The organism is Dyella sp. (assembly GCF_036384435.1).
Classification (GTDB): domain Bacteria; phylum Pseudomonadota; class Gammaproteobacteria; order Xanthomonadales; family Rhodanobacteraceae; genus GSA-30.
Genome location: NZ_DASVMI010000181.1, coordinates 45,319 through 69,726 on the forward strand (window position 1 = coordinate 45,319; position 24,408 = coordinate 69,726).

The following is a 24,408-nucleotide window of genomic DNA, read 5'->3' on the forward strand; positions in this document are numbered from 1 at the left end:
TATCGGCGATCTTGCGGTCGAAGCGGTGGCCGTGTTTCCTCAGCCATTATTGTCGGCGCGCGGGCAGACCACGCCGTCGTGCATCGCGCATACGGTCGGGGCCAGCAGCTTGCCGCCATCGTTGGCGGCCAGGCGCACGGTATCCGGAGACGCACTGACCATGGCACCCATCACCAGGGCACACACCAACAGGCCAGCAATCAACAAGCTGCGCATCATCAAGGCTTCGAATTTCATGGCGGACGTTTCCTTGCGGGGAGTAGAGGTCTTGCACGGAAGACATCGCAAGCGTCGTGCCAAGCCGTGATTCGCATGCATCGCGTTGATTTTGAGTCGTTTTTTATTTGGTGCGGCTCGCCGCTCCGATGTCCGCGGACACCGCGCCAGCGGGTCCGGACAGCGGGGCGGACACTCCATGGCTGTCCGGACAACCCTGCCTTTGGTCATTTGCGCATTGCCATGCACACGATCTAGCCTCGGTGGGATCGCTTTTTTTTGAATAGGAGGTTCGTCATGGCAAGACCCTTGGCCCTGCTTGCAGCGGGGGTGATGATGGCACTGGGTGTCGGCATGTCGCCGAGTCCCGCCCACGCTGCAGCCGCATCGTCCGCCGAGCAGGCGATTCCCGATATCGCCTACACCCGCTTCACCCTGCCCAACGGCTTGACGGTGGTCGTGCACGAAGACCACAAGGCGCCCGTGGTGGCGGTAAGCGTGTGGTATCACGTCGGTTCGGGCGACGAACCCAAGGGTAAGACGGGCTTTGCGCATCTGTTCGAGCACCTGATGTTCTCAGGCTCGGAGAACCACAAAGGCACCTACTTCCAGCCATTCGAACTGGCCGGTGCCACCGACCAGAATGGCACCACCTGGTTCGATCGCACCAACTATTTCGAGACCGTGCCGACCACCGCGTTGGACATGGCGCTATGGATGGAATCCGATCGCATGGGTCACCTGCTGGGCGCCATCGGCCAGAAGGAGCTCGATACGCAGCGTGGCGTGGTGCAAAACGAGAAGCGCCAGGGCGAGAACCGGCCCTATGGCCGCGTGAGCCAGAACATCCTGTCCAACACCTATCCGGCCAACCATCCCTACCAGCACGAAACGGTCGGTTCGATGGATGACCTCAATGCTGCATCCCTGGGTGACGTGAAGCAGTGGTTCCACGATTACTACGGCGCGGCCAATACCACCCTCGTGCTCGCTGGCGACATCACCGTGGCGCAGGCCAAGGAAAAGGCCGAGAAGTTCTTCGGCGACATTCCTGCCGGTCCGCCGGTACCGCGCCAGCAAGCCTGGATCACGCCGCTGGAAAAGCGCACGCATGGCGTGCAGCACGATCACGTCGCACAGCCGCGCATCTATCGCACCTGGGTGGTTCCGCAGCTGGGTAGTGACGATGCCATCCAGCTCGATCTGGCCGCGGCAGCGCTCGGTGGCGGCAAGACGTCACGCCTTTACCAGCGCCTGGTCTATCAGGACAAGCTGGTCGACAACATCTCCGCGGACGTGTCCGCCTTCGCCCTGGCCAGCCAGTTCCAGATCCACGCCGACGTCAAGGCAGGTGTCGATCCGGCCAAGGTCGAGGCAGCCATCGACGAGGTGGTCAAGCAGTTCATTGCACAGGGCCCGACTCAGGACGAACTTGATCGTGCCAAGGTCGCCAATCGCGCTGGCTTCGTGCGCGGCCTGGAGAAGGTCGGCGGTTTCGGCGGCAAGGCGGTCATCCTTGCCGAAGGGCAGGTCTACCGTGGCGATCCGGGCGCCTACAAGAAAGACTTTCAGCGCGTGAACGATGCCACCATCGCCAGCGTCAAGGCTGCGGCGGACAAGTGGTTGACTAAGGGCGACTACGATCTGACCGTGTTGCCAGCTGGCCAGGATTTCAATCCGGATGCCGAAGACGCCAAGGTCGTGGCGTTGGGGCCGGCATCGGGGCGTCCAGATGCCAAGCTGCCGCCCAAGCAGGCATACACCGTGGCCCAGTCGCAGGTTGATCGCAGCAAGGGCGTGCCGCAGGTCGGGCAGTTCCCGGATCTGACCTTCCCCAAGCTTGAGCGCGGCAAGCTCAAGAACGGCATCGAAGTGGTGCTGGCCGAGCGCCACACGATTCCGGTGACCCAGGTCGAGCTGTTGTTCGACGCCGGCTACGCGACCGATCACGGTCACAAGCTGGGCACGGCATCGTTTACCACGGCGCTGATGGCCGAGAGTACGAAGAGCCTCGATTCGGTCGAGATCTCCAAGCGCAAGCAGCGCCTGGGGGCGCTGACCGGTGTGGGCTGTTCGCTCGATGCATGCTCGGCCACGCTCAATGCGCTGAACGATCAGTTGACGCCCTCGTTGTCACTGTTCGCGGACATCGTGCGCAATCCCGCATTCAAGAGCGAGGATGTCGAGCGCATTCGCGGTCAGTGGCTGGCGCGCATCGCACAGGAGAAAACCCAGCCCACGGGCCTGGCCCTGCGTACCCTGCCACCGCTGTTGTATGGCGCCAATCATCCTTACGGCGTGCCGTTCACCGGATCAGGTAATGAGGCGTCGATTCAGGCCATCCAGTCGGCGGATCTGCAAGCCTTCCATGACCAGTGGCTGCGTCCGGACAACGTCAAGATCATCGTTGCCGGCGACACTACGCTGGACAAGATCATTCCCGAACTCGATGCCGCATTCGGTGACTGGAAGGCGCCAGCCACGGCCAAGCCGACCAAGACCATCGCCCATGTGGCCGCGCAGCCCAAGCCGCGCGTGTTCCTCATTGATCGCCCGGATGCGCCGCAGTCGCTGATCCTGGCCGGCCTGCTGGCTCCGTCGACCAAGGCGCCGAACAATCGTGCCATCGAAACGGCCAATGGCGCATTCGGCGGTAGCTTCACGTCGCGGTTGAACATGAACCTGCGTGAGGACAAGCGTTGGGCCTACGGTGCTTTCAGCTTCATGCAGGATGCCGTTGGCCAGCGCCCGTTCCTGATGTATGCACCGGTGCAGACTGACAAGACCGCCGAATCCGCGGCCGAAGTACAGAAGGAAGCCCTTGCGGTCATCGGTGCCAAGCCGCTGACCGAGCAGGAAGTGGACAAGATCAAGGCGTCCGACATCCGTGGCCTGCCGGGCAGCTTCGAGACCACCAGTGCCGTGCTGGGTGCGGTCGAGGACATCGTGCAGTATGACCGTCCCGACAACTACATCCAGACGCTCAAGCAGCAGATCGATGCCGTGCACCAGCCGGCCGCGGAGGCGGCGATCAAGGAAGTGATCAAGCCGCAGGCCATCACCTGGGTGATCGTGGGCGACCTGAAGAAGATCGAGCAGCCCATACGTGACCTCAAGCTTGGCCAGGTGCAGGTCATCGACGCCGATGGCAAGCCGGTTGCCGGCAAGTAAAAAGAGGCCCGTTCAGCCATACGTGGGCTGAGCGGGCCATCTCACGCTACGATGTGGGCCGGGCAGGCATGCTGTCCGGCCCTTTTCTTTTCATGGCAGATATCGCGGAGCTATCCATGCGCAAGACCCTGTTGTTGCTCGTTCCCTTCGCGCTGAGCGCCTGCACCTGGGGCATCACGCTGAACGATGCAGGCAAGAACGTCCGCACCGCCTGGCATGGTGACGTGTCGCAGTGCCGCGACCTGGGCAAGGTGACGGTATCGGTGCAGGATCACGTCGGTCCGATTGATCGCAACGACATCAAGGTGCGCGACGAACTGGAAGTGCTGGCACGCAACGAGGCGGCGACCATGCACGCCGACACGATCAAGCCGCTTGCCGAGCCGTCCGATGGCTCGCAGCCCTGGGGAGCCTATGCATGCGGCGCCCGCCCGCTGGGTGACGATCGTGGTCGCGGCATGAGCCAGCCAGCGCCGCAGTCGCAGCCACAGCAGCAGGGCGGGGCGCAGACGTTTCCGGTGAAATAACCATTTCCGGGGAAAGGAAAAGCGAGAAGTGAGTCGTTAGCGGTGAGGGTGTAGTGGCGAGTAGTGAGGGCGCATCGTTGCAGGAACCTGAGGCCTGCAAGTTCGCGATAGGGCCACGCAGCGCCACGGTGTGCCTCAGTCGTTCGAACCTGCCCTCTCACGACTTGCTCGTCGTCACTCGCTCGTAGTTGTAAACACAGACGGCGACCCGAGGGTCGCCGTCTGTCATCCCTCGCGCTGGAAGAGCGCGCTGGAGGTAACTCTTAGAGCGCAGCGTCCTTGAGCTTCTTCAGCGGACGGATCTTCACCTTCACGGTGGCCGGCTTGGCGGCGAACCACTGTTCTTCCTTGGTGAACGGGTTGATGCCCTTACGCTTGGGCTTGGCTGCAACGCTGACAGCGGTGATCTTCAGCAGGCCAGGCAGGGTGAAAGCGCCAGCGCCCTTCTTGTTGATGGAAGCGTGAGCGGCACCTTCCAGTGCGCCCAGGACTGCACGGACGTCCTTGGCGACCACGCCAGTGCTTTCCGCGATGTGGGCGACCAGGCCCGACTTGCTGAGGGTTTCTTTGATCGGCTTGGGAGCGGCCGACTTGGCCGCAGCCTTCGGGGCCGCTTTCTTGGTTGCTTTCTTCGTCGCCATGGATATCCCCGTGGTGGTTTGTGTTGTTACCAGTTTTTGCCGGTTGGCATGCGCAATGTAGGCGAAGTCAGCGCATTGAGAAACCCCTTTTTTGCGTGACGTTAAGCGGTTTTTTGGTTGGAGCCCTTGTGCATGCACCGCATGAGGTGTATTGTTCACATATTGATTATTCACAAATGTAACAATATCAACCATCCAACACAGCGCGAAGAAGCTATCCGATGAGCAGTTTTCTAGCTACAGAACAGCGTCTTGCCATCACTTGCCGCCGTCATCCTGCGTTCCCGCGCGAGCCTGCGGTCGTGGTGCGACTGATCAAGCATCTGCACAAGCGCATTCATGATGACGCCAACGCCGTCTTGCGTCCGTGGGGCATCAACCATCCGGAATACAACATTCTGATGATGATGTATGGCACGGAAGGGTATACGTTGAACCCTAGCCAGTTGGCCGATGCAGCCGGCGAGAAGTCGGCCAACATCACGCGCTTGACCAACGAGCTGTGCGACAAAGGGCTGATCGAGCGAACCGCCAGTGATGAGGACAGGCGCAAGATCACACTGACCCTGACCGCAGAGGGGCTGACCATGATCGAGAGCTTCCTGCCCGATATCTGCGCGCTGCTCGAACGCCAGACGGTTGGCATGCAGGCACGCGACATGGTGCAGCTCGAACGCCTGCTCAAGAAGTTTCTCGACCAGTTCGAGGGCGACTGAACGTCATGAATGTCCTCTCTCAGGAATCGTGGTGGAATCGGCGCTGGCCATGGCTGGCCGCGTTCCTGGTCGAGGAGCGCGGCGCCTGGGTCTTCGTCTTCAAGGTGCTGGCGGCGATGTACCTGGCCGCATGGGCCGCCATGGGGTTGCAACTGGAAGCACCTGCCACGTCCATGATCACCGTGGTGCTGGTGATGCATCCGCATAGCGGCATGGTGCTGGCCAAGAGCTTCTATCGCGCACTGGGCACCCTGGCTGGCAGCGTCTTCGGCCTGGTGCTGATGGGTATGTTCCCGCAGCAGCGCGAACTGTTCCTGTTCACCCTTTCGCTCTGGGTCGGCTTGTGTGCCGGTGGCGCGATGCTGTACCGCAACTTCATGTCCTACGGATTTGTACTGGCCGGCTACACCGCCGCGATCGTGGTGCTACCGGCGATCAACGCGCCTCTGACGGTGTTCGATTCGGCGGTAATGCGGGTCAGTGAGGTCATGCTTGGCATTCTGGTTGCCGGCGTGGTCTCTGATGTGATCTGGCCACGCAGCCTGCGTCATGTGCTGCGCCAGCGCGTAGCCGAGCACTTTGCGCATTTCCTGGATTTCGCCCGCGGCAGTCTGGTTGGCACGATCGCCCGTGAAGATATGGAAAAAGCCCACCTGCACTTCGTGCGCGCCGCGGTGGAACTCGAAGACATGCGTGCCAGCGTGATCTTCGAAGACCCTGAAGCCCGGGCACGCAGTCGTCGCATGCAATTGCTCAACCAGCATTACATGGCTGCCGCGACCAGCTTCCAGTCATTGCATCACCTGATCAATCGCCTGCTGCGGCACGCACGCGGGCCGGTAGCCGAGGCGCTGATGACCTTGTACGCACCAGTCGGTGAGGCGTTGTCGCCGGCGGCGCGTGACCAGCATCGGGCCGACGTGCTCGCCGCGCGGCTGAATGCCTGCATCGCGCGGTTGCCAGCGCTGGCTGCGCAGCTGCGAACACGCTTCGAGGATGCCGGTGCCTTGCTCGAATTCGATACTGGACAGCAATTGCTGCGGCGTTTCGCCGACGAACTGCACGCATTCTGCGCGCTATATGCCACGTTGAGAGGCCATGGTGTGCGCGGCAACGTCGAGCGCGCAGGTTTCCATCGCGGCAATGACTATGCCGGAGCTGCGGTGGCAGTTTTGCGAACCTTCCTGACCATGGCCAGTCTGAGCGTATTGTGGCTGCTCAGCGGCTGGTCTTTCGGCGCCGGCGCGATGTTGCTGGCTACGGTTTTCAGCGGACTTTATGCTACGTCTGCACGGCCGCTGGCGGCGACACTGTACACCTGGATCGGCTACGCGCTGGGCATGCTGGCCGCGTTCGTCGTGACCTTCTGGCTGCTTCCGGGCAGCGATGGCTTTCTCATGCTGATTGCCGCCAGCGCAGCGCTCTTGCTGCCCGGTCCCTACTTGATGACACGCGCCACGCTGCCCGGTACGGGCGTGGGCTACGCGCTGGGTTTTGTGTATATCCTGGCATTGAAGAACCCGATGACGTATGACCCGGTGCACTTCATGAACGACGCGATATCGCAGCTGGCTGGCCTGGGTCTGACTGGCGTGGCCTTCGTGTTCGTGCCGGCGGTGACAGGCAGTGTGTGGCAGCGTCGGCGCCAATTGCAGCGCCTTCGTCGACAAGTGGTCATGGCCGCGACGGCGCCACTGGAAGGACTGCTGTTTCGCTTCGAGAGCATCAACCGCGACCTGTTTCAGCAGATCACCACGTACACCCGACCCGGTTCGGACGAGTCACGCCGGTTGCTTGCCTGGGCACTCTCAGTGCACGAATGTGGACGTGCACTGATCGAACTCCGTCGCCTGCTGGCTGATGGTGAATGGCCGCCACGCATGCGTATCGTCGTGGACGATACGGTCAGTGCAGTCGCCACGCTTTACATGACACCGAACGCCGCTGCCTGGGAGCGTGCGGCCGGTGCCGTCGAGTCGGCTATCGATGCTGGCATGCAGTCGTCGTTCGGCTCGCAGCCGCATGGTCGTGCCGTACTGGCCCAGCTACAGGTGTTGCGTGGTGCCTTGCATGACGAAGAAACCGCGATGGCCGCCTATATGGTCCAGGAGCCACCTCATGCCTCGTGAAATCGCCATCGGTGGCACGTTGATTCCCGGCTTGTTGCCGGTGTTCATTGGTTGCCTTTTCCTGCTTTGGGTGCTCGATGAGGCGGTAGGCCGGTTCGGCCTGTACCGCTATGTCTGGCATCCGCCGTTGTTTCGCGTGGCCCTGTTCGTGTGCCTGTTCGGCGCAGCGGGCCTGCTGTTGTTTCCTTGAATAGAGGGTGTCATGAAGACCCAGACGGTCCTTCGTTTCCTGATGACCGCTACCGTGGTGGTGGTCGCCGCTGTCCTTGGCCATGCGTTGTGGCGGCACTATATGTATTCGCCGTGGACACGCGATGGTCGCGTACGCGCCGAGGTGGTGCAGATCGCCCCGGATGTCTCCGGCCTGGTGCGGCAATTGCCGGTCGTGGACAACCAGTTCGTGCGAAAAGGCGACCTGCTGATGTTGATCGACCAGGATCGCTATCGCAATGCCGTGGCGCAGGCGCAGGCCAATCTCAATGCCGCCGAGGCGAGTGCGCGGGCGGCGGGTGCGAACATCAGTTCGGCGCTGGCGGCCGCCGCGGCACGCAAGGCCGAATTCGAGATGCGCCAGGAGCAATCCGATCGTCGACAGAAGATGGGCGACTTGATCGCCAGGGAAGATCGCAACGATGCGGTTTCCACGGCCAATTCCGCATTGGCCAGTTGGCACCAGGCGCAAGCCGGTGGTACACAGGCAAGTGCCGCCAAGGCGCAGGCCCAAGCCGCGGTGGAGCAGGCGCAGGTGGCGCTGGACCTGGCCACGCTCAACTTGCAGCGCACTGAAGTGCGTGCGCCGGTTGATGGCTACGTCACTAACCTGGATGTGCGAGTGGGTGACTACGCCGCTACAGGCATGCCGCGTCTTGCGTTGATCGACAGCCATAGTTATTACATTTACGGCTATTTCGAAGAAACCAAGCTGCCGCACCTGCGCATTGGCGATCCGGTGAAGATCCGCCTGATGAGCGGCGGCACGCACCTGGATGGCAAGATCACCGGGGTCGCCCGGGGTATCACCGATGCGGACAATCCCACTGGCAGCGACCTGCTGGCCAACGTCAATCCGACCTTCAACTGGGTGCGTCTGGCGCAGCGCGTGCCGGTACGTATCGCCATCGATACCGATACCATGCCCGAAGGCACGTTGCTCGCAGCTGGCATGACCGCGACCATCGAAGTGCAGCCGGGCCTGGCGGTGCGCAAGCCGGTGCCCTGATGCGCGCGACCCCTGCCTTGTGCGAACGGCGACCGTCAGATCTTTCCGCCGCGTAGCGACAAGCCCTTCAACACGTTCAAAGCTTGCGACAACGCATAGTCCTCGGTGGCGAGCTTGGCGTTCTCCGCGCTGCCATCGTTGTCGATATCCTTGCTGGCGTTGGCGTTCTCGTTGGCCAGATGGTTGCGCAGGTCGGCTTCCGAGCCGATCAAGGTGGCTGCGCTATCGGCTTTGTTGACGGTCAGATCGGCCAGCGCGATGTCTGGCTTGATGCCTTCGGCCTGGATCGAGGTGCCGTTGGGCGTGTAATAGCGGGCCGTGGTGATCTTGACCGCATGGTCGGCATCCAGTGGTAGCACAGTCTGTACCACGCCCTTGCCGAATGTGCGGCGGCCGATGATCAGCGCGCGATGGTTGTCCTTGAGCGCACCGGATGTGATTTCCGCGGCCGACGCCGTGCCATTGTCGACCAGCACCACCATCGGTGCGCCGTTCAACAGGTCGCCCGGATGAGCGCTGAACTTGAGGTTGGAATCTTGCAGGCGTCCACGCGTGGTGACGATGGTGCCCGAGTCGAGGAAATCATCGCTGACGCCGACTGCGGCGGTAAGCAGGCCACCCGGATTGGAACGCAGGTCGAGCACGGCACCTTTCTGCGGACCATTTTTCTTGATCAGCTCACCGAGCTTCTTTTCCAGGTCGCTGGCCGTGTCGTCCTGAAACTGGCTGATGCGCACATAGGCGTAGCCCGGTTCCAGTTCGCGCACCTTGACGCTGGTAACCGAGATCTTCTCGCGCACCAGCGGAAAGTCGATTGGCTTGTCCGATTTTTCGTGCAGGATGCTCAACACTACCTTGCTGCCCGGGTCGCCGCGCAGTTTCTTGAACATGTCGTCGATGTTTTCCGAGTCGACGACCTTGCCATCGATCTTGACGATGGTGTCGCCCGGCTTGATGCCGGCACGCGCGGCCGGCGTGTCGTCGATGGGTGCGATGATGCGCAGCGTGCCATCGACCTGCAACACTTCGATGCCCAGGCCGGAATACTGGCCGGTCGTGTCTTCGTTCAATTCGGCCAGGCCGTCCTTGTCCAGGTACTCGCTGTGCGGGTCCAGTCCGGTGAGCATGCCGCTGATGGCGGCTTTCATCAGGGTCTTGTTGTCTACCTTCTCGACATAGGCCTGCCGCACCACTTCGTAGACGCGGCTGAAGTTACGTACATCCTCCACGCTGATGCGATCGGGGGCGCTGCTCGCCGTCGCAACGCTGGCCGCCGGGGCGGGACCGTCATGATCGTTACCTGGCGCGGTCTGTGCGTGCAACACAGGTGCCACGAGCAACAGGGCGAGCAGGCTTTGGGAAGGGAACCGCATGGAAAACTCCAGATTGCCAAGGGGGCGAGGCGCGGCGGCCATCGGTCGGAACCGGTAAGACCGCGCCGGGACGTCGAAATTCACCGCTTCCGGGACGAGTCTATCAGCGCCGGCGACCGAGCCAGGCGCGAGGATCGACGGGCTTGTTGTTCTGGCGCAGTTCGAAATACACGCCGGTATTGACGCCTGTGGGCGTACTGGCCGTGCCGACCGGTTGCCCGGCTTCGACCTGGTCGCCCACGCCACGCAGTAGCGATTCGTTGTTGCCATACATGCTCATCAGCCCACCGCCATGGTTGAGGATGATGAGCATGCCGTATCCGCGTAGAAAGGCCGCGTATATGACACGGCCGCGCGCCACGGCCTTGACGTCGCTGCCTCCGGCCGCCTTGATCAGCACACCATTGCCATAGGTGTTGACGACTCCGCTGGCTGGCCAGGGCAGGTTGCCGCGGATGTTGGCCGTTCCCTTGCCCGATGGCGTGGGTGCTGCGGGGTTGGCCCGCGCGGCGCGCTCGGCCTCGCGCTGGGCATCGTCGATGGCCTTCTGCAATTTGGCCACCAGGTCGTTGAGCGACTGCTCGTTCTGCTTCAGTGCCGCCAGCTTCTGCGACTGGTCCTTGTACTGGGCATCGGTCTGCGCGACCAGCTTCTGCTGTTCGGCGCGCTGCTGCTGCAATTGCCTGGCCTGGTCCTCGCGCTGGGCGCGGGTATCCTTGAGCGCCTGCTGCTCGGCCTGGATCGAGGTTTCAAGATCTTGCAGCTTCGCCAGGTCGCCGACCAGCGTCTGGACGCGTTGCACGCGATCCTGCTGGAAATACTGCGAATAGGCCAAGGCCTGGGCGATGCGCGCGATGTCCTGATCACCCAGTAGCAGGCGCATGTCCGAACCGCGGCCAAGGGTATAGGTGGCACGCAGCAGATCGGCAATGGCGGCCTTCTGGCCGTCGAGATTCTTTTTCAGGTCCGCGCGTTGCTGCTGTAACTGGTCGAGCTGCTTCTGCTTGTCGGCCAGGGCATTGTCGGTCTCGCGCACCGCCTTGGCGGCGGCGGCGACCGCCGTGGCACGCTTGGCCAGTTCGGCGTTGGCACTGTCGCGCTTGGCGGCCGTGTTGGCCTGGTCCTTGGCCAGCGCCTCCATCTTTGCGCGAACGTCGGCCAGCTTTTTCTGTGCGTCTGCCTGTTCGTTGCGGCTTTTGTCTTGCACGGCCAGCGCCGCGGGAGCCATGCAGGCGAGGGCCGCGGCGATGCCGAACGGTGCGAGGAGACGGAGGATCGAACGGATTGGTCGCATGCGGGGATTATCTCCGAGCCGTGTCGTCGCCGCGAGACGTTCACGCCCGGCGGCGTAGCATCGCCGCAATTTTTGTACGATTGCCGAGGGAAGGTTCGATCCATGGGTTTGCGCCTGGCCTGCTTTGCCGCCCTCGCCGCCGCTTCGGCAGCGAGCCGCGCCGACGACGCGCCGCCAGTGCCGTCGTCGATTGCTCTGCCTGCCGTGCAGGTCAATGCGGTGCGCGTGGGGGTGCCGGCCTTCGATGTGCCTGCCTCGATCAGTCAAGTGGACGTGGCGCCCGGCCAGGCCGGCAAGCCGGGGGTGAACCTCTCCGAGACCCTGGTCGGCGTGCCGGGTGTGCTGGCGCGTGATCGCCAGAACTATGCGCAGGACGAGCAGATATCCATACGCGGGTTCGGCTCGCGCTCCACGTTTGGCGTGCGTGGTGTGCGGGTGTACTCGGATGGCATTCCCGGCACCATGCCGGACGGGCAAGGCCAGGTCTCACATTTCAGCCTGGACGCGGCCGATCGCGTCGACGTGCTGCGGGGGCCGTTTTCCGCGCTGTATGGCAATTCATCCGGCGGTGTGGTGCAGCTATGGAGTGCTGACGGTACCGTCCCTGCGCAGACGCGCCTGGGCTTGTTCGGCGGCAGCAACGGCACTTATCGGGCCGGTGCGTCCACGCGCGGCGTCGATGGCGCCATGAACTACAACATCGCCGTGTCGCATTTCCAGACCGAAGGCTACCGGGATCACAGCAAGGCCGAGCGCGAATCGGGTAACGCCAAGCTGGGCTTCGACCTGGGACAGGGGCGCAAGCTCACGCTGGTGCTCAATACCGTATCGTTGCCCAGTGCCGAAGACCCGCTTGGCCTGACCAGGGCCCAGTTCCAGGCCGACCCGCGCCAGGCGACCGCCTCGGCCTTCCAATACGACACGCGCAAGAGCGTGCACCAGATGCAGGGTGGGCTGATCTATGAGCAGCCGCTCGGTGCCAACGACCAGTTGCGACTCATGGGCTATTACGGCAGCCGCGACGTGCAGCAGGTGCTCTCGATACCGCCATCGGCACAGGTCAATCCGCTCAGTGCCGGTGGTGTGGTGGACCTGGCCGGGCATTACGGGGGTGTCGATACACGCTGGACGCATCACGGCGAACTGGCCGGTCGTCCGCTGGAACTGGTGGTGGGCATGAACTACGACGCGCAGGACCAGCATCGCCAGGGTTTCAATGATTTCGTGGGTAACACGTTGGGTGTCACGGGTGCCTTGCGGCGCGACGAGGACGATAACGTCTGGAACTTCGATCAGTACGCGCAGCTTTATTGGCACTTCGCCGAGCGGTGGTCGGCATTGCTTGGCGTACGGCACAGCGTGGTGCATTTCATATCACGCGATGCCTATGTCACCGCGACCAATCCCGATGATAGCGGTGGCGCGCGCTACACCGCGACGACTCCTGTCGCCGGACTCGAATATCGCCCAGACGACAGCCTGCGCGTGTATGCCAGTTACGGCCGTGGCTTCGAGACGCCCACGTTCAACGAACTGGGCTACCGCGCCGATGGTGGCGCCGGCCTGGCGTTCGGCCTGCGTCCGTCGCGCAGTCGCAACCGCGAACTGGGCATGAAATGGCAAGCGACCCAGCGACTGGGGCTGGAGGCGGCGATATTTCGCGCCGATTCGCATGATGAGCTTGCGGTCGTGCGCAATGTAGGTGGACGTTCGAGCTACCAGAACATCGGGCGAAGTCGCCGCCAGGGCGAGGAACTGTCGTTGCATGGCGACCTGGGCGCTGGCTGGCGCATGAGGCTGGGCTTCACGCATGTACAAGCCACGTTCGGTAGTCCGTTCATGACCTGCGTCAGTAGCGGCTGCACCGTACCCGACACACCCGTGCGTGCCGGCGCGCGTATTCCTGGTGTGCCAGAAAACTACGGTTCGTTGCGCATCGAGCGCGGAGGTGATCTCGGCTGGCGCTATGGCGTCGAGGCGACCGGTGTGGGCGCGGTCACTGTCGACGACATCAATAGCGGCAGGGCGCCAGGCTACGCCTTGCTGGCTGCGGATGCGGGTTATGGCATGCCACTTGGTCAGACCGCACGTCTGCATCTGAGCGCGCGCGTGGACAACCTGCTCGATCATCGTTACGTCGGGTCGGTCATCGTCAATGAAAGCAACGGCAGGTTCTATGAACCAGGCCCAAGTCGCGGCTTCATGCTGGGCGCACAACTCGTGTTCTGAGCGGTTGATGTTGCCATCGGGTTAAGCCGGAGGCACATCCATGTTGCGATGGAAGCATCAGTTCCCTTGCTTGAGCATGCTTCGCTAACGATCTGTTCAGTTGTTTGGCAGTGCAACAGCAAATTCATGCTCGAAAAATATTTCGGCAATACCTGTCGCGTCATTCGCTCATGCAGGGAACGGTGCATGGGTTGCACCGATCCAATCGACTGTTAACACATGATTATTTCGACAGTGCAATGCAAGTCTGTGTCGTGTTGGTGCAAACCGCATTATTTCGTGGTGTGAAGCTGCGGAAAATGCCACGCGAAGATTTTGTGAATTCGAATTTTATTGCGTTGATCAACAACTTAGCGACCAGGTCATGGACTTGTGAGCTGAGCATTAAAGTGGAAGACTCAGGCGCACTTGACCGGCGTTTAGCTGTTCTTAATCCCCATTAAGAAACCCGGCGGGCCCCACAAGGGCGAGCAGATCGCTCTACAAATAACGAGAGGATATTTCCATGAAGCGCAACAAGCTTGCCTTGGCGCTGGCCGGCCTGCTTTTGGCCCCGGTGGCCAGCACAGCATTCGCCCAGTCCGCCCAGAGCTCGGGTGACAGCGACCAGCAGAATGCCAAACAGCTGCAGACCATCACTGTGACCGGCTCGGCCGTTCCGCGCATCGACGTGGAAACGCCCTCTCCGGTGACCGTGCTCACTGCCCAGCAGATCGAGCGCAGCGGCCTGACCACGCTGTCCGATGTGGTGCGTTCGATCTCCGCCGACAACAGCGGTTCGATTCCGAACGCCTTCGCTGCCGGCTTTGCTGCTGGTTCGTCGGGCGTCGCGTTGCGCGGCCTGACGGTGAACTCCACCCTGGTGCTGATCGACGGTCATCGCAATGCCAGCTACGCCGTGTCCGATGACGGCCAGCGCAGCTTCGTGGACCTCAACACCATTCCGCTCGCCGCGGTCGAGCGCATCGAAGTGCTGAAAGACGGCGCCTCGTCGCTATACGGCGCCGATGCGATCGCCGGCGTGGTCAACGTGATCCTCAAGTCGAGCTACAAGGGCGCCGAGGGCACGTTTGATGTGGGCACGTCGCAGCATGGTGGCGGCCTGACCCGCAAGGCGACGCTGCTGTTCGGTGGTGGTGACCTGGAGAAGGATGGCCACAACGCTTATGTGTCGATCCAGTACCAGAAAGACAACCCGATCTACCTGCGTGATCGAGGCTATCCGTTCAACACCTCCGACACCAGCCGCAGCGGCGGTCCGGATAACCGTATCGGCAATCCGGCGAATTTCCAGGGCTCCACCGTTGGCTCGGTGACCCCAGCGACGCTCGGTACGCCGGGCGACTTGACTTCGGGCCAGCAGATTCCGGGTGCGCTGTCGCAGCCGTTGCGTGCCTGCGCCAGCAACACCGTCGCCGCCAGCGATCCGGCCGTGGGTAATTATTGCCTGCAGGACCAAGCCAACCAGTATGGCCAGGCCACCTATGCGATGGAGCAGGGCGGCATCTACGGCCGCTTTACCGTCAAGCTCGACGACACCACGCGCGCCTATATTTCGGCCAGCTACTTCGAGACCAAGACGAACGCGCCGGGCAACCAACCGTCGCAGGTGGAAGCCAGCACGCCGATCAACACCAACAATATCGTGCTGCCGCCGACGCTCGCCAATGGCCAGTTGAACCCGAACAATCCGTTCGCCGCCGCTGGCCAGTACGCGTTGCTGAATTACGCCTTCGGCGATATCCCGGTCGGTAACAACTACGACAACCATAACGTTCGCCTCGTCGGCAACGTAAACGGCTCGCTGGGCGAGTGGGGTTATGACGTCACCACGGTGATCAACCACACCTGGCTCAACACCGACCAGTTCGGCTTGATCAACTACCAGGGCTTGTTGAATGCGATCAACACCGGTAGCTACAACTTCCTCAATCCTTCGGCCAACACCGACGCGGTACGCAAGTCGATCGCCCCGGGTTATTCGAAGACCTCGACCTCCGATCTCGATTCGTTGGACATCTCGGTCAACCGTACCTTAGGCCAGCTCGACGGCGGTCCGATCGGCTTCGCCGCTGGCCTGCAGGCACGCCACGAGGCCCAGGACGATCCGACCCTCAACCCGAACTTCGAGTTCCTCGGCCTGGGTAACGCGCAGACCGAAGGCACGCGCAATGTGACGGGCGCCTACGTCGAATTCGACGCACCGCTGTTCCAGTCCCTCGAACTGGACGTATCCGGTCGCTACGACCACTACACCGATATCGGTAACGGCTTTACGCCGAAGATCGGCATGAAGTGGAAGCCGGTGGACTGGTTCGCGCTGCGTGGCACCTACTCAAAGGGCCTGCGTGCTCCGTCGTTCGCCGAGAACGGCTCGAGCTCAAGCCAGGGCTTCACCACCTACCAACTGCCCAAGTCGGTAGCAGCGGCGTATGGCGGCAGCCTCTACGCCACCAACCCCTACTCGCTGGCCTTGCAGACCAACGCAAACCCGAACATCAAGCCGGAAAAGGCCACCAACTTCACGCTCGGTGTGGTGTTGCAGCCGACCAGCTGGCTAAATGCTTCGATCGATTACTACAACATCGAGAAGAAGAACGTCATCACCTCGCCCGACGTGGGCTCGGCGCTGGATGCTTACTACCAGGGGCAGACGATTCCGGGCGTCACGGTTATCGGCGATAAGCCCGATCCGGCAAACCCGGGCCTGCTGCCGCGACCGGCTGAAGTGATCGGCGAGTACATCAACGCCAACTCGCTCAAGACGACTGGTGTCGACCTCGACATCCAGGCGCATTTCGACTTCAACAACAACTGGCACTACATCAGCGAGCTCAGCGGCACCCAGATCTTCAACTGGGCTCTGACGCTTCCCGATGGTACGCGCCAGCAGTTCGTCGGCACGCATGGCCCGTACGCCCTGTCCTCGGGCGCAGGTACGCCACGTACGCGCGGTTCTTTTGCCAATACGGTGATCTGGGACAAGCTGACCGGTACGCTGACCATGTACTACGTCAGCGGCTTGGCCAACTACGCGCAGGATCAGAGCGGTTTCGACCCGCTTAGCGTCCTTCCGCTGAATGGTCGCGTCGGTTCGTTCACCTACTTCGACCTGACCGGAAGCTACGCCATCAACGACCACATTTCGATTACCGGTTCGGTGCAGAACCTGTTCGACCGCAAGGCCCCGATCGATGGTGCCAACTATGCCGCGAACAACTACAACCCGACCTACGATTTGGCTGGCGTCATTGGCCGGTTCTACAACGTAGGTGTGAAGGTCAAGCTGTAAGTCGTTTCCCGTGCTGGAGGCCTCCGGCATTGGTAACAAGTGAAACCAAAAAGGGCGCACCGGTCTCCGGCGCGCCCTTTTTGTTGGACCGGCATTTCGACAGTGTTCTCTCTCCTGGCGTATGGGTATTGCTTTCGCCGAAAAAGCGCCTGTTCCGTGTTTGAGCGCCGGGACTATGTTGTGTCTTGCATTCACGACTGCGCCAAATAGACGTCCAGAAGCCCAAACGCCCTGCCTTTGACGCGACGCAGCAAGTGTGGTGTAGTCGGAGCTCAACTCGCATGGGCTTCGGTGCTTTGGCACCGAGGCCTTTTGCGCCCAGCAGACGCATCAGCCGGGGAGGCTTAGATGGCAGAGCCAGGCAACACGCTGTACGACGCGGCTTTCGAACACGATAGCTGTGGTTTTGGGTTGGTCGCCCAGATCGACGGCCGGGCCAGCAACAAACTCGTCGATACCGCCTTTGCCGCGCTCGCCAAACTTTCCCATCGTGGTGGCGTCAACGCCGACGGTGTCAGTGGTGACGGCTGCGGCGTGCTGATCCACCGGCCGCAGGCTTGGCTGGCGGCACTGGCGGCCGAGGCGGGCCTTGTGCTGGAAGAGCGGTTCGCGGCCGGCCTGGTCTTTCTTGACCCGGCAGGCGGTGATGCGGCGACGGACGTGCTGGAAGCCCATCTGGTCGAGGAAGGGCTGCGCGTGGCCGGATGGCGTGACGTCGCGGTCGATCCCGCGGCCTGCGGGCCGTTGGCGTCATCGGCGCGTCCTCGCGTTCGGCAGGTTTTCGTGCACCCAGCGCCTGGCAGCGACGATGCGGCGTTCGAGCGAGCCCTGTTTCGCGCCCGTCGGCGCGCCGAGCATGCCCTGCGGGGCGATTCTCATTTCTATGTGGTGACCTTGTCCGCCCAGGTCATCGGCTACAAGGCGATGGCTGCCCCGGGTCGCCTGCGCGATGTCTTCGCCGATCTGGCCCATTCGGCGCTGGCATCCGACGCGGTGGTGTTCCACCAGCGCTTCTCGACCAACACCACGCCGCAATGGCGTCTGGCGCAGCCATTCCGCATGCTGGCGCACAATGGCGAGATCAATACCATTCGCGCGAACCGGCGCTGGATGCAGGCACGTGAAGCGGTGTTGCGTTCGCCGTTGGTGGATTTGTCCGACATCGGTCCGCTGGTACGCCAGGCAGGCTCCGATTCGGAAAGCCTGGATAACGCACTGGAAGTGCTGCTTGCCGGTGGCATGGACATGCTCAGTGCCATGCGCACCCTGGTGCCCCCCGCGTTCGCCGCTCGCGAGGGCATCGACGAGGATCTGGCCGGCTTCTACGAATACTATGCGCTGCACAGCGAGCCCTGGGATGGCCCGGCTGGTCTGGTGATGTGCGATGGTCGCTACGCTGCATGCACGCTCGACCGCAACGGCCTGCGTCCGGCACGTTGGGCGCTGTCTGATGACAATCACCTGATCGTTGCCTCCGAAGCCGGTCTCTGGGATGTGCCGTCCGCCAACGTCGTGGCCAAGGGACGCTTGGCGCCCGGCGAAATGATCGCAGTGGATTTCGCCAACAAGCGCCTGTTGCGCGATGCCGATATCGATGAGATCAACCGCAATCGCGCGCCGTTCCGTGACTGGTTGCGCGCGGGGGTGAGCTATCTCGAATCGGACCTGATCGATCCATCGCTGGCTGCCGAACCCCTGCCTGCCGAACAACTGCGTTGCTACCAGAAGCTCTACGGTTTGTCGCGCGAGGAACGCGAGAGCGTGCTCAAGGCGATGGTCGAGCTGGAAATGGAAGCCACCGGCTCCATGGGCGACGACACTCCGGTCGCGGCGATGTCGCGCCAGGTGCGACCGCTGTTCGATCGTTTCCGCCAGGCCTTTGCCCAGGTGACCAACCCGCCGATCGATCCGCTGCGCGAGAAGCTGGTGATGTCGCTGGTGACGCAGATTGGCGCGGAAGGAAACGTGTTCGAGCTGCGACCGGAAAATGCGCGGCAGATCCTGATCAACTCGCCAGTGCTTTCGCAGCGTAAGTTGCGTCAGTTGCTGGCCATGCCGCAATTCGCTGGCACCCCGCGATTCGACCTGATGTATGCCCCGGAGGTCGGCCTCGAAGCGGCGCTGCGCTCACTGTGTGCCGAGGTGGCTGAGGCCGTGCGCAACGGGTGTGCGCTGGTATTCCTGAGCGATCGCTATCCCGAGCGTGGCCGCCTGCCGATCCACTCGCTACTGGCCGTGGGTGCTGTGCATGCGTATCTGATCGACGAAGGCCTGCGTTGCCAGTGCAACATCCTGGTGGAGACGGCCACCCCGCGTGATCCGCATCAATTCGCCTGCCTGATCGGCTTTGGCGCGACGGCGATCTATCCGTGGCTGGCGTATCAGAGCCTGTTCGAGCTGGGGCGCGAAGGCCACCTGGCCGACGATCGCATGGAGATTGGCCGCAGCTATCGTCGCGGTGTGCGCAAGGGCCTGATGAAGATCCTGTCCAAGATGGGTATCTCCACCGTGGCCGGCTATCGCGGTGCGCAACTATTCGAGATCGTCGGCCTGTCGCGCGAGGTCGTGGACCTATGCTTCCCGGGCACGCCTTCGCGCATCGGCGGCGCGGGCTTCGCCGAACTGGAACACGACCAGCGCCTGTTGGCGGCCGAGGCCTGGAACGAGGCGCTGCCGCTACGCGCGGGTGGCTTGTACAAGTACGTGCATGGTGGCGAATACCACATGTACAACCCGGACGTGATCGCCAGCCTGCAAAAAGCCGTTCGCACGGGCAATGCCGCCGATTACCGCGCGTACGCCAATTTCGTCGACCATCGCCCGCCATCGGCATTGCGCGATCTCTTGCGGCCCAAGCCGACCTCCGAACTGCCGCTGGATCAGGTCGAGCCGGTCGAATCCATCCTGCGTCGTTTCGACTCCGCCGGTATGTCGCTGGGCGCGCTGTCGCCGGAAGCGCATGAGGCGCTGGCCATCGCGATGAATCGCCTCGGTGCACGCAGCAATTCGGGCGAAGGCGGTGAAGATCCTGCGCGCTACGGCACCGAGAAGATGTCCCGCATCAAGCAGGTGGCCTCCGGTCGCTTCGGGGTGACGCCGGCCTATCTGGTCAATGCCGAGGTGCTGCAGATCAAGATCGCTCAGGGCGCCAAGCCGGGCGAGGGCGGCCAGCTACCCGGTCACAAGGTGGATGCGACCATTGCGCGCCTGCGCTATGCCAAGCCGGGCATCGGCCTGATTTCGCCGCCGCCGCACCATGACATCTACTCCATCGAAGACTTGGCCGAGCTGATCCACGACCTCAAGGAGGTCAATCCGCAGGCGCTCGTCTCGGTCAAGCTGGTCAGCCATGCCGGGGTCGGCACCGTAGCGGCCGGTGTGGTCAAGGCCGGTGCCGACCTGATCACCGTCAGTGGCCATGATGGCGGTACCGGCGCCAGTCCGCTGACATCGATCAAGTATGCCGGTACGCCGTGGGAGCTGGGCCTGGCCGAAACGCAGCAGACGCTGCGTCGCAACGACCTGCGCGGTCGTGTGCGCCTGCAAACCGACGGTGGCCTCAAGACCGGTCTCGACGTGATCAAGGCTGCCATGCTTGGTGCGGAGAGCTTCGGTTTTGGTACCGGCCCGATGGTGGCGCTGGGTTGCAAATACCTGCGCATTTGCCACTTGAACAATTGCGCGACTGGCGTGGCCACGCAGCACGCGATCCTGCGCAAGGAACATTTCATCGGTCTTCCGGAAATGGTCATGAACTATTTCCGCTTCATTGCCGACGACGTGCGTGCGCACCTTGCACGCCTGGGCGTGCGCAGCCTGGATGAGATCATCGGGCGCGCCGATCTGCTCGAACAAGTCGATGGTGCCACGCCTGTACAGCACAAGCTCGATCTGTCGCCACTGCTCGATGGCGCCACGCTGGGCGAGAGCGTCGATTTCGCCTGCACATTGGAGCGCAACCCGATGCGTGATGGGGCCGCGCTGGCCACGCGCATCGGCCGTGATACGCAGGCCGCCATCGCTGGCAAGGCCGGCGGGGAGTTTGCCTACGATATCGTCAACACTGATCGCGCCATTGGTGCGCGCTTGTCTGGTGATATTGCGCGCGCGCACGGTGACCATGGCATGGATGAGGCACCGATCGTGCTCAAGCTGCAAGGTGCGGCGGGTCAGAGCCTGGGTGCGTGGAACGCTGGTGGCCTGCATATCGACCTGACTGGTGAAGCCAATGACGGTGTGGGCAAGGGCATGGCCGGTGGTCGCATCGTGGTCCGTCCGCCACTCGATTCGCCGTTCGCCAGCCAGGATGCGGCGATCATCGGCAACACTTGCCTGTACGGTGCCACCGATGGCGAGCTGTTTGCAGCCGGTCGCGCGGGCGAGCGCTTCGCTGTGCGCAACTCCGGTGCGCTGGCCGTGGTGGAAGGTGCTGGCGATCATTGCTGCGAATACATGACCGGCGGCGTGGTCGCCGTGCTTGGCAAGGTGGGCCTCAACTTCGGGGCAGGCATGACGGGCGGCTTCGCGTATGTGTTGGACCTTGAGCGCGACTTCGTCGATTGCTACAACCACGAGCTGGTCGACATCCTGCGCATTTCGCCCGAAGGCATGGAGCACTACATGCAGCATCTGCGTAGCTTGGTGACACGCCACGTGGAATACACTGGCAGCGAATGGGGTCGGCAGATCCTGCGCGACTTCCGCGGCCTGCAATACAAGTTCTGGCTGGTCAAACCCAAGGCCGCCAGCCTGGCAGCGCTCGCCGAGGAATTGAGGAGCGCGGCATGATGAAGCGCAAAACAGTGAAGAAGATCGAGGAGAGAAGGAGAGCCAATAAGCCGGCTCTGCTGCGAAAACGCGAATCGTTGGTCGCGCGCTGCCACCTCTCACTTCTCATCTCTCGCTCCTGACCTATGGCCGACAAGCACTTTCAATTCCTCGACCTTCCTCGCCAGACGCCGCGTACGGTACCGGTGCAGGTGCGCGTGATGGGTTACGGCGAGATCGCCGGCGATTTCGCCATGCCGCAGGCATCAGGCCAGGCCGGACGCTGCATCGATTGCGGTAATCCGTACTGCGAGCATGCGTGCCCGGTCCATAACTACATTCCCAACTGGCTCAAGCTGGTGCAGGACGGACGCATTCTCGAAGCGGCCAGCTTGATGCACGAGACCAATCCGCTGCCGGAAATCTGTGGTCGCGTGTGCCCGCAGGATCGCCTTTGCGAAGGAGCATGCACCCTGGAGCAAACGGCGTTTGGTTCGGTCACCATCGGCAGCATTGAGCGCTGGGTCACCGACGAAGCCCTTCGCCAGGGCTGGCGCCCGGATCTGTCGCGCGTGCGCGAGACTGGCAAGCGTGTCGCAATCGTCGGTGCCGGGCCAGCAGGGTTGGCCTGCGCCGATCGCCTGCGTCGCGCCGGTATCGCGGCGGATGTCTATGATCGCCAGAGCGAAATCGGTGGTCTGCTCACATTCGGCATCCCGCCGTTCAAGCTCGACAAGGGCGTCGTGCGCACGCGTCGCGACGTGCTCGAAGGCATGGGCGTGCGCTTCCTGCTGGGTCGTGAAGTGGGACGGGACGTCGAATTCGGCCAGTTGGTGGATGACTACGATGCCGTCTTCGTCGGGACGGGTGCCTACACCTACGTCGATGCGCAATTGCCTGGCCGGCAACTGCATGGGGTACACGATGCGCTGCCGTTCCTGATCGGTAACACCGAGCGCCTGCTGCGCGATGATCCGCCTGAGTCAGCGTTCGACTTTCACGGCAAGCGTGTCGTGGTGCTGGGTGGTGGTGATACCGGCATGGATTGCAATCGTACGTCGATCCGCCTTGGCGCGAAGTCGGTGACCTGCATCTATCGCCGTGACGAAGCGAACATGCCCGGCTCGGCACGCGAAGTCGGCTACAGCCGCGATGAGGGCGTGGAGTTTCTGTTCCAGCGCCAGCCTTTGGCGATCCTGGGCGATGACGACGGCAAGGTACGCGCCGTGCGCGTGGTGGAGACCGAACTGGTCGATGCCGGTGACGGCCGCATGCGGCCACACAACGTGGAGGGCAGCGAGCACGAGATCGAGGCCGATGTCGTGATCCAGGCCTTTGGTTTCCTGCCCAGCCCCGCCGACTGGCTGTCTTCGCATGGCGTGGCACTCGATGCGGCAGGCCGCATCGTCACTGGTGAAAACGGTAGCTTGCCTCACCAGAGCAGCCACGCGCGCATCTTCGCCGGCGGCGACAACGTGCGTGGTGCTGACCTGGTCGTGCGCGCAGTCTATGACGGTCGCGAAGCTGCCGGCTCGATGGCGCAGTTGCTTCTGTCGTAGCCCTCCGTGACTTCGCAGGAGCGACTTCAGTCGCAGATTGGAGATCTACATCTCCCATGCGCGACCACGTCGCGCATGACTCTTCGCGACGGAAGTACTCTTGCATGCCACGGGGCGCAGTGTCCGGTGAAAATGCTCGCGACAAGCCGCCGCCTGAGCTAGATTCCTCTCGCAACAAAAGGGGACTCGAAAATCTATCTTATCCGTCGTCTCGGCGCAGGCCGGCACTTAAGCGACTTGGCTTTACAGGGTCTGGATCGCGGCCTGCACCGGCATGATCGTTTCGATTAGCGGTTTTCGAAGACCCCTGAAGTCGTCCTTGCAAGGACGCGGTCCAAAAAGCTCAGCCTATCTAATCGGGGGATCTTCCATGCGTATCGGCCTGGCCGCCAACCAGTTGCACCATAGTCACGCCGATGCGGCTCTGTTTCGCTGGCTGCAAGCGAGTGAGCGCGGGGTGCGGGAGCTAGATATCACCTTGTGTGCGGTGGGGCGCACGCATGCGGCGATCGCGGCGCATCATGTGCTGGATGGTTACGACAAGCTGCTGCGCTATCCCTATGGGCGCCAGGGCGGATTGATGAAGCTGGTGGCCGAGGTGGTGGGGCTGCCGGATGAGGGACGTGAGTTGGATGGGGCGATCTACCTGATCGATCCGGTGGATCCCTCGTCGATCTTTCCTGAAGCCGTGGCGCTCAAGCGTCAGTGCGTGATTCATCACAAACCGTTTATTTCCACCGTGGCGTCGGCGCGCGATTGGGTGGAGATGGAGCGCATTCATGCGGGCCTGCCTGCCGATCGTGGCGCCGATTCTCTGTATGCGCTTGAGAAGCATACGCTGGCCTTGATTGCGCATGACGCCATGAAGGAGCAGATGCTTGCCTATGCATCGGCGCATTTCGATGTGCTTTCGCGTTTCCGCCGTCGCGTGGCAACGGGGACCACCGGCCATCGGCTCAACGAGATGGCCTGGAGCCTGGGGTGGCCGGCCGATACGCCGTGGACGGACCGCTACCAGAGCGGCCCGCTGGGTGGCGATGCGCAGATTGCCGATCTGGTGCTTGAGCATCGCTGCCAGCGTGCGATCTTCTTCGAAGATCCACATGTGGCCCGGCAACACGAAGCCGATATCCAATTGCTGGAGCGTGCGGTGACTACAGTGACAGACGAAGCCGTATGCATGACCTCACCGCGTGTGGCCGCTCGCTGGGCGGACGCGGTACGCAAGCGCATGGGTTGACATGCCGTCTGTCATGTCAGTCGAGGCTGAGCAGA

Annotated in this window: 15 protein-coding genes; 11 read left to right on the top strand and 4 right to left on the bottom strand. The window is 62.5% G+C overall.

Going from position 1 to position 24,408, the window contains the following annotated elements:
• Positions 1 to 39 precede the first annotated feature (39 nt).
• Entirely contained in the window at positions 40 to 237 is a 198-nt protein-coding gene (locus VF436_RS19270; RefSeq protein ID WP_330905669.1) for a hypothetical protein, read from the bottom strand.
• Between the two features lie 333 nt (positions 238 to 570).
• On the opposite strand from VF436_RS19270, the gene VF436_RS19275 reads away from it, so the two are divergent.
• Together VF436_RS19275 and VF436_RS19280 are read left to right on the top strand one after the other, a co-directional pair.
• Positions 571 to 3,387 carry a M16 family metallopeptidase gene (locus VF436_RS19275; protein WP_414649883.1) on the top strand — a complete coding sequence of 939 codons (2,817 nt, stop codon included), beginning with the start codon at positions 571 to 573 and terminating at the stop codon, positions 3,385 to 3,387.
• Between the two features lie 116 nt (positions 3,388 to 3,503).
• Complete coding sequence (locus tag VF436_RS19280) at positions 3,504 to 3,914, top strand: DUF4156 domain-containing protein (protein WP_330905671.1); 411 nt, start codon at positions 3,504 to 3,506, stop codon at positions 3,912 to 3,914.
• Positions 3,915 to 4,177: 263 nt separating this feature from the next.
• On the opposite strand, the gene VF436_RS19285 is transcribed toward VF436_RS19280, so the two are convergent.
• Positions 4,178 to 4,555: an HU family DNA-binding protein gene (locus VF436_RS19285; RefSeq protein ID WP_330905691.1), complete on the bottom strand. Its 378-nt coding sequence runs from the start codon at positions 4,553 to 4,555 to the stop codon at positions 4,178 to 4,180.
• 221 nt (positions 4,556 to 4,776) lie between these two features.
• On the opposite strand from VF436_RS19285, the gene VF436_RS19290 reads away from it, so the two are divergent.
• Genes VF436_RS19290 through VF436_RS19305 form a run of 4 tightly spaced genes read left to right on the top strand, consistent with a single transcriptional unit; the run spans position 4,777 to position 8,619 of the window.
• Positions 4,777 to 5,271 (top strand): MarR family winged helix-turn-helix transcriptional regulator, encoded by a 495-nt coding sequence (locus VF436_RS19290; protein WP_330905672.1) that lies wholly within the window; start codon positions 4,777 to 4,779, stop codon positions 5,269 to 5,271.
• A 5-nt stretch (positions 5,272 to 5,276) separates the two neighbouring features.
• Positions 5,277 to 7,400 carry an FUSC family protein gene (locus tag VF436_RS19295; protein WP_330905673.1) on the top strand — a complete coding sequence of 708 codons (2,124 nt, stop codon included), beginning with the start codon at positions 5,277 to 5,279 and terminating at the stop codon, positions 7,398 to 7,400.
• Positions 7,390 to 7,590, top strand: coding sequence for a DUF1656 domain-containing protein (locus tag VF436_RS19300; protein WP_330905674.1), 201 nt, complete (start codon positions 7,390 to 7,392; stop codon positions 7,588 to 7,590). Before VF436_RS19295 ends, VF436_RS19300 begins: the two co-directional genes overlap by 11 nt.
• Positions 7,591 to 7,602: 12 nt before the next feature.
• Positions 7,603 to 8,619 carry an HlyD family secretion protein gene (locus tag VF436_RS19305; RefSeq protein WP_330905675.1) on the top strand — a complete coding sequence of 339 codons (1,017 nt, stop codon included), beginning with the start codon at positions 7,603 to 7,605 and terminating at the stop codon, positions 8,617 to 8,619.
• Between the two features lie 35 nt (positions 8,620 to 8,654).
• Here VF436_RS19305 and VF436_RS19310 read toward each other — a convergent pair whose 3' ends face one another.
• A complete protein-coding gene (locus tag VF436_RS19310; RefSeq protein WP_330905676.1) occupies positions 8,655 to 9,992 on the bottom strand; it encodes a S41 family peptidase in 1,338 nt (445 codons plus the stop codon).
• A 103-nt stretch (positions 9,993 to 10,095) separates the two neighbouring features.
• Complete coding sequence (locus VF436_RS19315) at positions 10,096 to 11,286, bottom strand: murein hydrolase activator EnvC family protein (RefSeq protein WP_330905677.1); 1,191 nt, start codon at positions 11,284 to 11,286, stop codon at positions 10,096 to 10,098.
• A 102-nt stretch (positions 11,287 to 11,388) separates the two neighbouring features.
• Between VF436_RS19315 and VF436_RS19320 the strand changes: the two genes are divergently transcribed.
• From VF436_RS19320 to VF436_RS19340, 5 genes are all read left to right on the top strand, one after another.
• Complete coding sequence (locus VF436_RS19320) at positions 11,389 to 13,515, top strand: TonB-dependent receptor (RefSeq protein ID WP_330905678.1); 2,127 nt, start codon at positions 11,389 to 11,391, stop codon at positions 13,513 to 13,515.
• Positions 13,516 to 14,020: 505 nt separating this feature from the next.
• The gene (locus VF436_RS19325) at positions 14,021 to 16,807 is read left to right on the top strand and encodes a TonB-dependent receptor plug domain-containing protein (RefSeq protein ID WP_330905679.1); all 2,787 of its coding nucleotides are present in this window, start codon (positions 14,021 to 14,023) and stop codon (positions 16,805 to 16,807) included.
• 348 nt (positions 16,808 to 17,155) lie between these two features.
• Positions 17,156 to 21,595, top strand: coding sequence for a glutamate synthase large subunit (gene gltB / locus VF436_RS19330; RefSeq protein ID WP_330905680.1), 4,440 nt, complete (start codon positions 17,156 to 17,158; stop codon positions 21,593 to 21,595).
• A gap of 125 nt (positions 21,596 to 21,720) precedes the next feature.
• A complete protein-coding gene (locus tag VF436_RS19335) occupies positions 21,721 to 23,133 on the top strand; it encodes an FAD-dependent oxidoreductase (RefSeq protein WP_330905681.1) in 1,413 nt (470 codons plus the stop codon).
• A gap of 370 nt (positions 23,134 to 23,503) precedes the next feature.
• Positions 23,504 to 24,373 (top strand): methylglyoxal synthase, encoded by an 870-nt coding sequence (locus VF436_RS19340; protein WP_330905682.1) that lies wholly within the window; start codon positions 23,504 to 23,506, stop codon positions 24,371 to 24,373.
• Positions 24,374 to 24,408: the final 35 nt, after the last annotated feature.

Coding starts and splice junctions, on each gene's coding strand:
- VF436_RS19315 (WP_330905677.1), bottom strand. CDS start 11,286: ATGCGACCAATCCGTTCGATCCTCCGTCTCCTCGCACCGTTCGGCATC.
- VF436_RS19325 (WP_330905679.1), top strand. CDS start 14,021: ATGAAGCGCAACAAGCTTGCCTTGGCGCTGGCCGGCCTGCTTTTGGCC.
- VF436_RS19275 (WP_414649883.1), top strand. CDS start 571: ATGTCGCCGAGTCCCGCCCACGCTGCAGCCGCATCGTCCGCCGAGCAG.
- VF436_RS19295 (WP_330905673.1), top strand. CDS start 5,277: ATGAATGTCCTCTCTCAGGAATCGTGGTGGAATCGGCGCTGGCCATGG.
- gltB (WP_330905680.1), top strand. CDS start 17,156: ATGGCAGAGCCAGGCAACACGCTGTACGACGCGGCTTTCGAACACGAT.
- VF436_RS19290 (WP_330905672.1), top strand. CDS start 4,777: ATGAGCAGTTTTCTAGCTACAGAACAGCGTCTTGCCATCACTTGCCGC.
- VF436_RS19310 (WP_330905676.1), bottom strand. CDS start 9,992: ATGCGGTTCCCTTCCCAAAGCCTGCTCGCCCTGTTGCTCGTGGCACCT.
- VF436_RS19340 (WP_330905682.1), top strand. CDS start 23,504: ATGCGTATCGGCCTGGCCGCCAACCAGTTGCACCATAGTCACGCCGAT.
- VF436_RS19320 (WP_330905678.1), top strand. CDS start 11,389: ATGGGTTTGCGCCTGGCCTGCTTTGCCGCCCTCGCCGCCGCTTCGGCA.
- VF436_RS19300 (WP_330905674.1), top strand. CDS start 7,390: ATGCCTCGTGAAATCGCCATCGGTGGCACGTTGATTCCCGGCTTGTTG.
- VF436_RS19335 (WP_330905681.1), top strand. CDS start 21,721: ATGGCCGACAAGCACTTTCAATTCCTCGACCTTCCTCGCCAGACGCCG.
- VF436_RS19270 (WP_330905669.1), bottom strand. CDS start 237: ATGAAATTCGAAGCCTTGATGATGCGCAGCTTGTTGATTGCTGGCCTG.
- VF436_RS19285 (WP_330905691.1), bottom strand. CDS start 4,555: ATGGCGACGAAGAAAGCAACCAAGAAAGCGGCCCCGAAGGCTGCGGCC.
- VF436_RS19280 (WP_330905671.1), top strand. CDS start 3,504: ATGCGCAAGACCCTGTTGTTGCTCGTTCCCTTCGCGCTGAGCGCCTGC.
- VF436_RS19305 (WP_330905675.1), top strand. CDS start 7,603: ATGAAGACCCAGACGGTCCTTCGTTTCCTGATGACCGCTACCGTGGTG.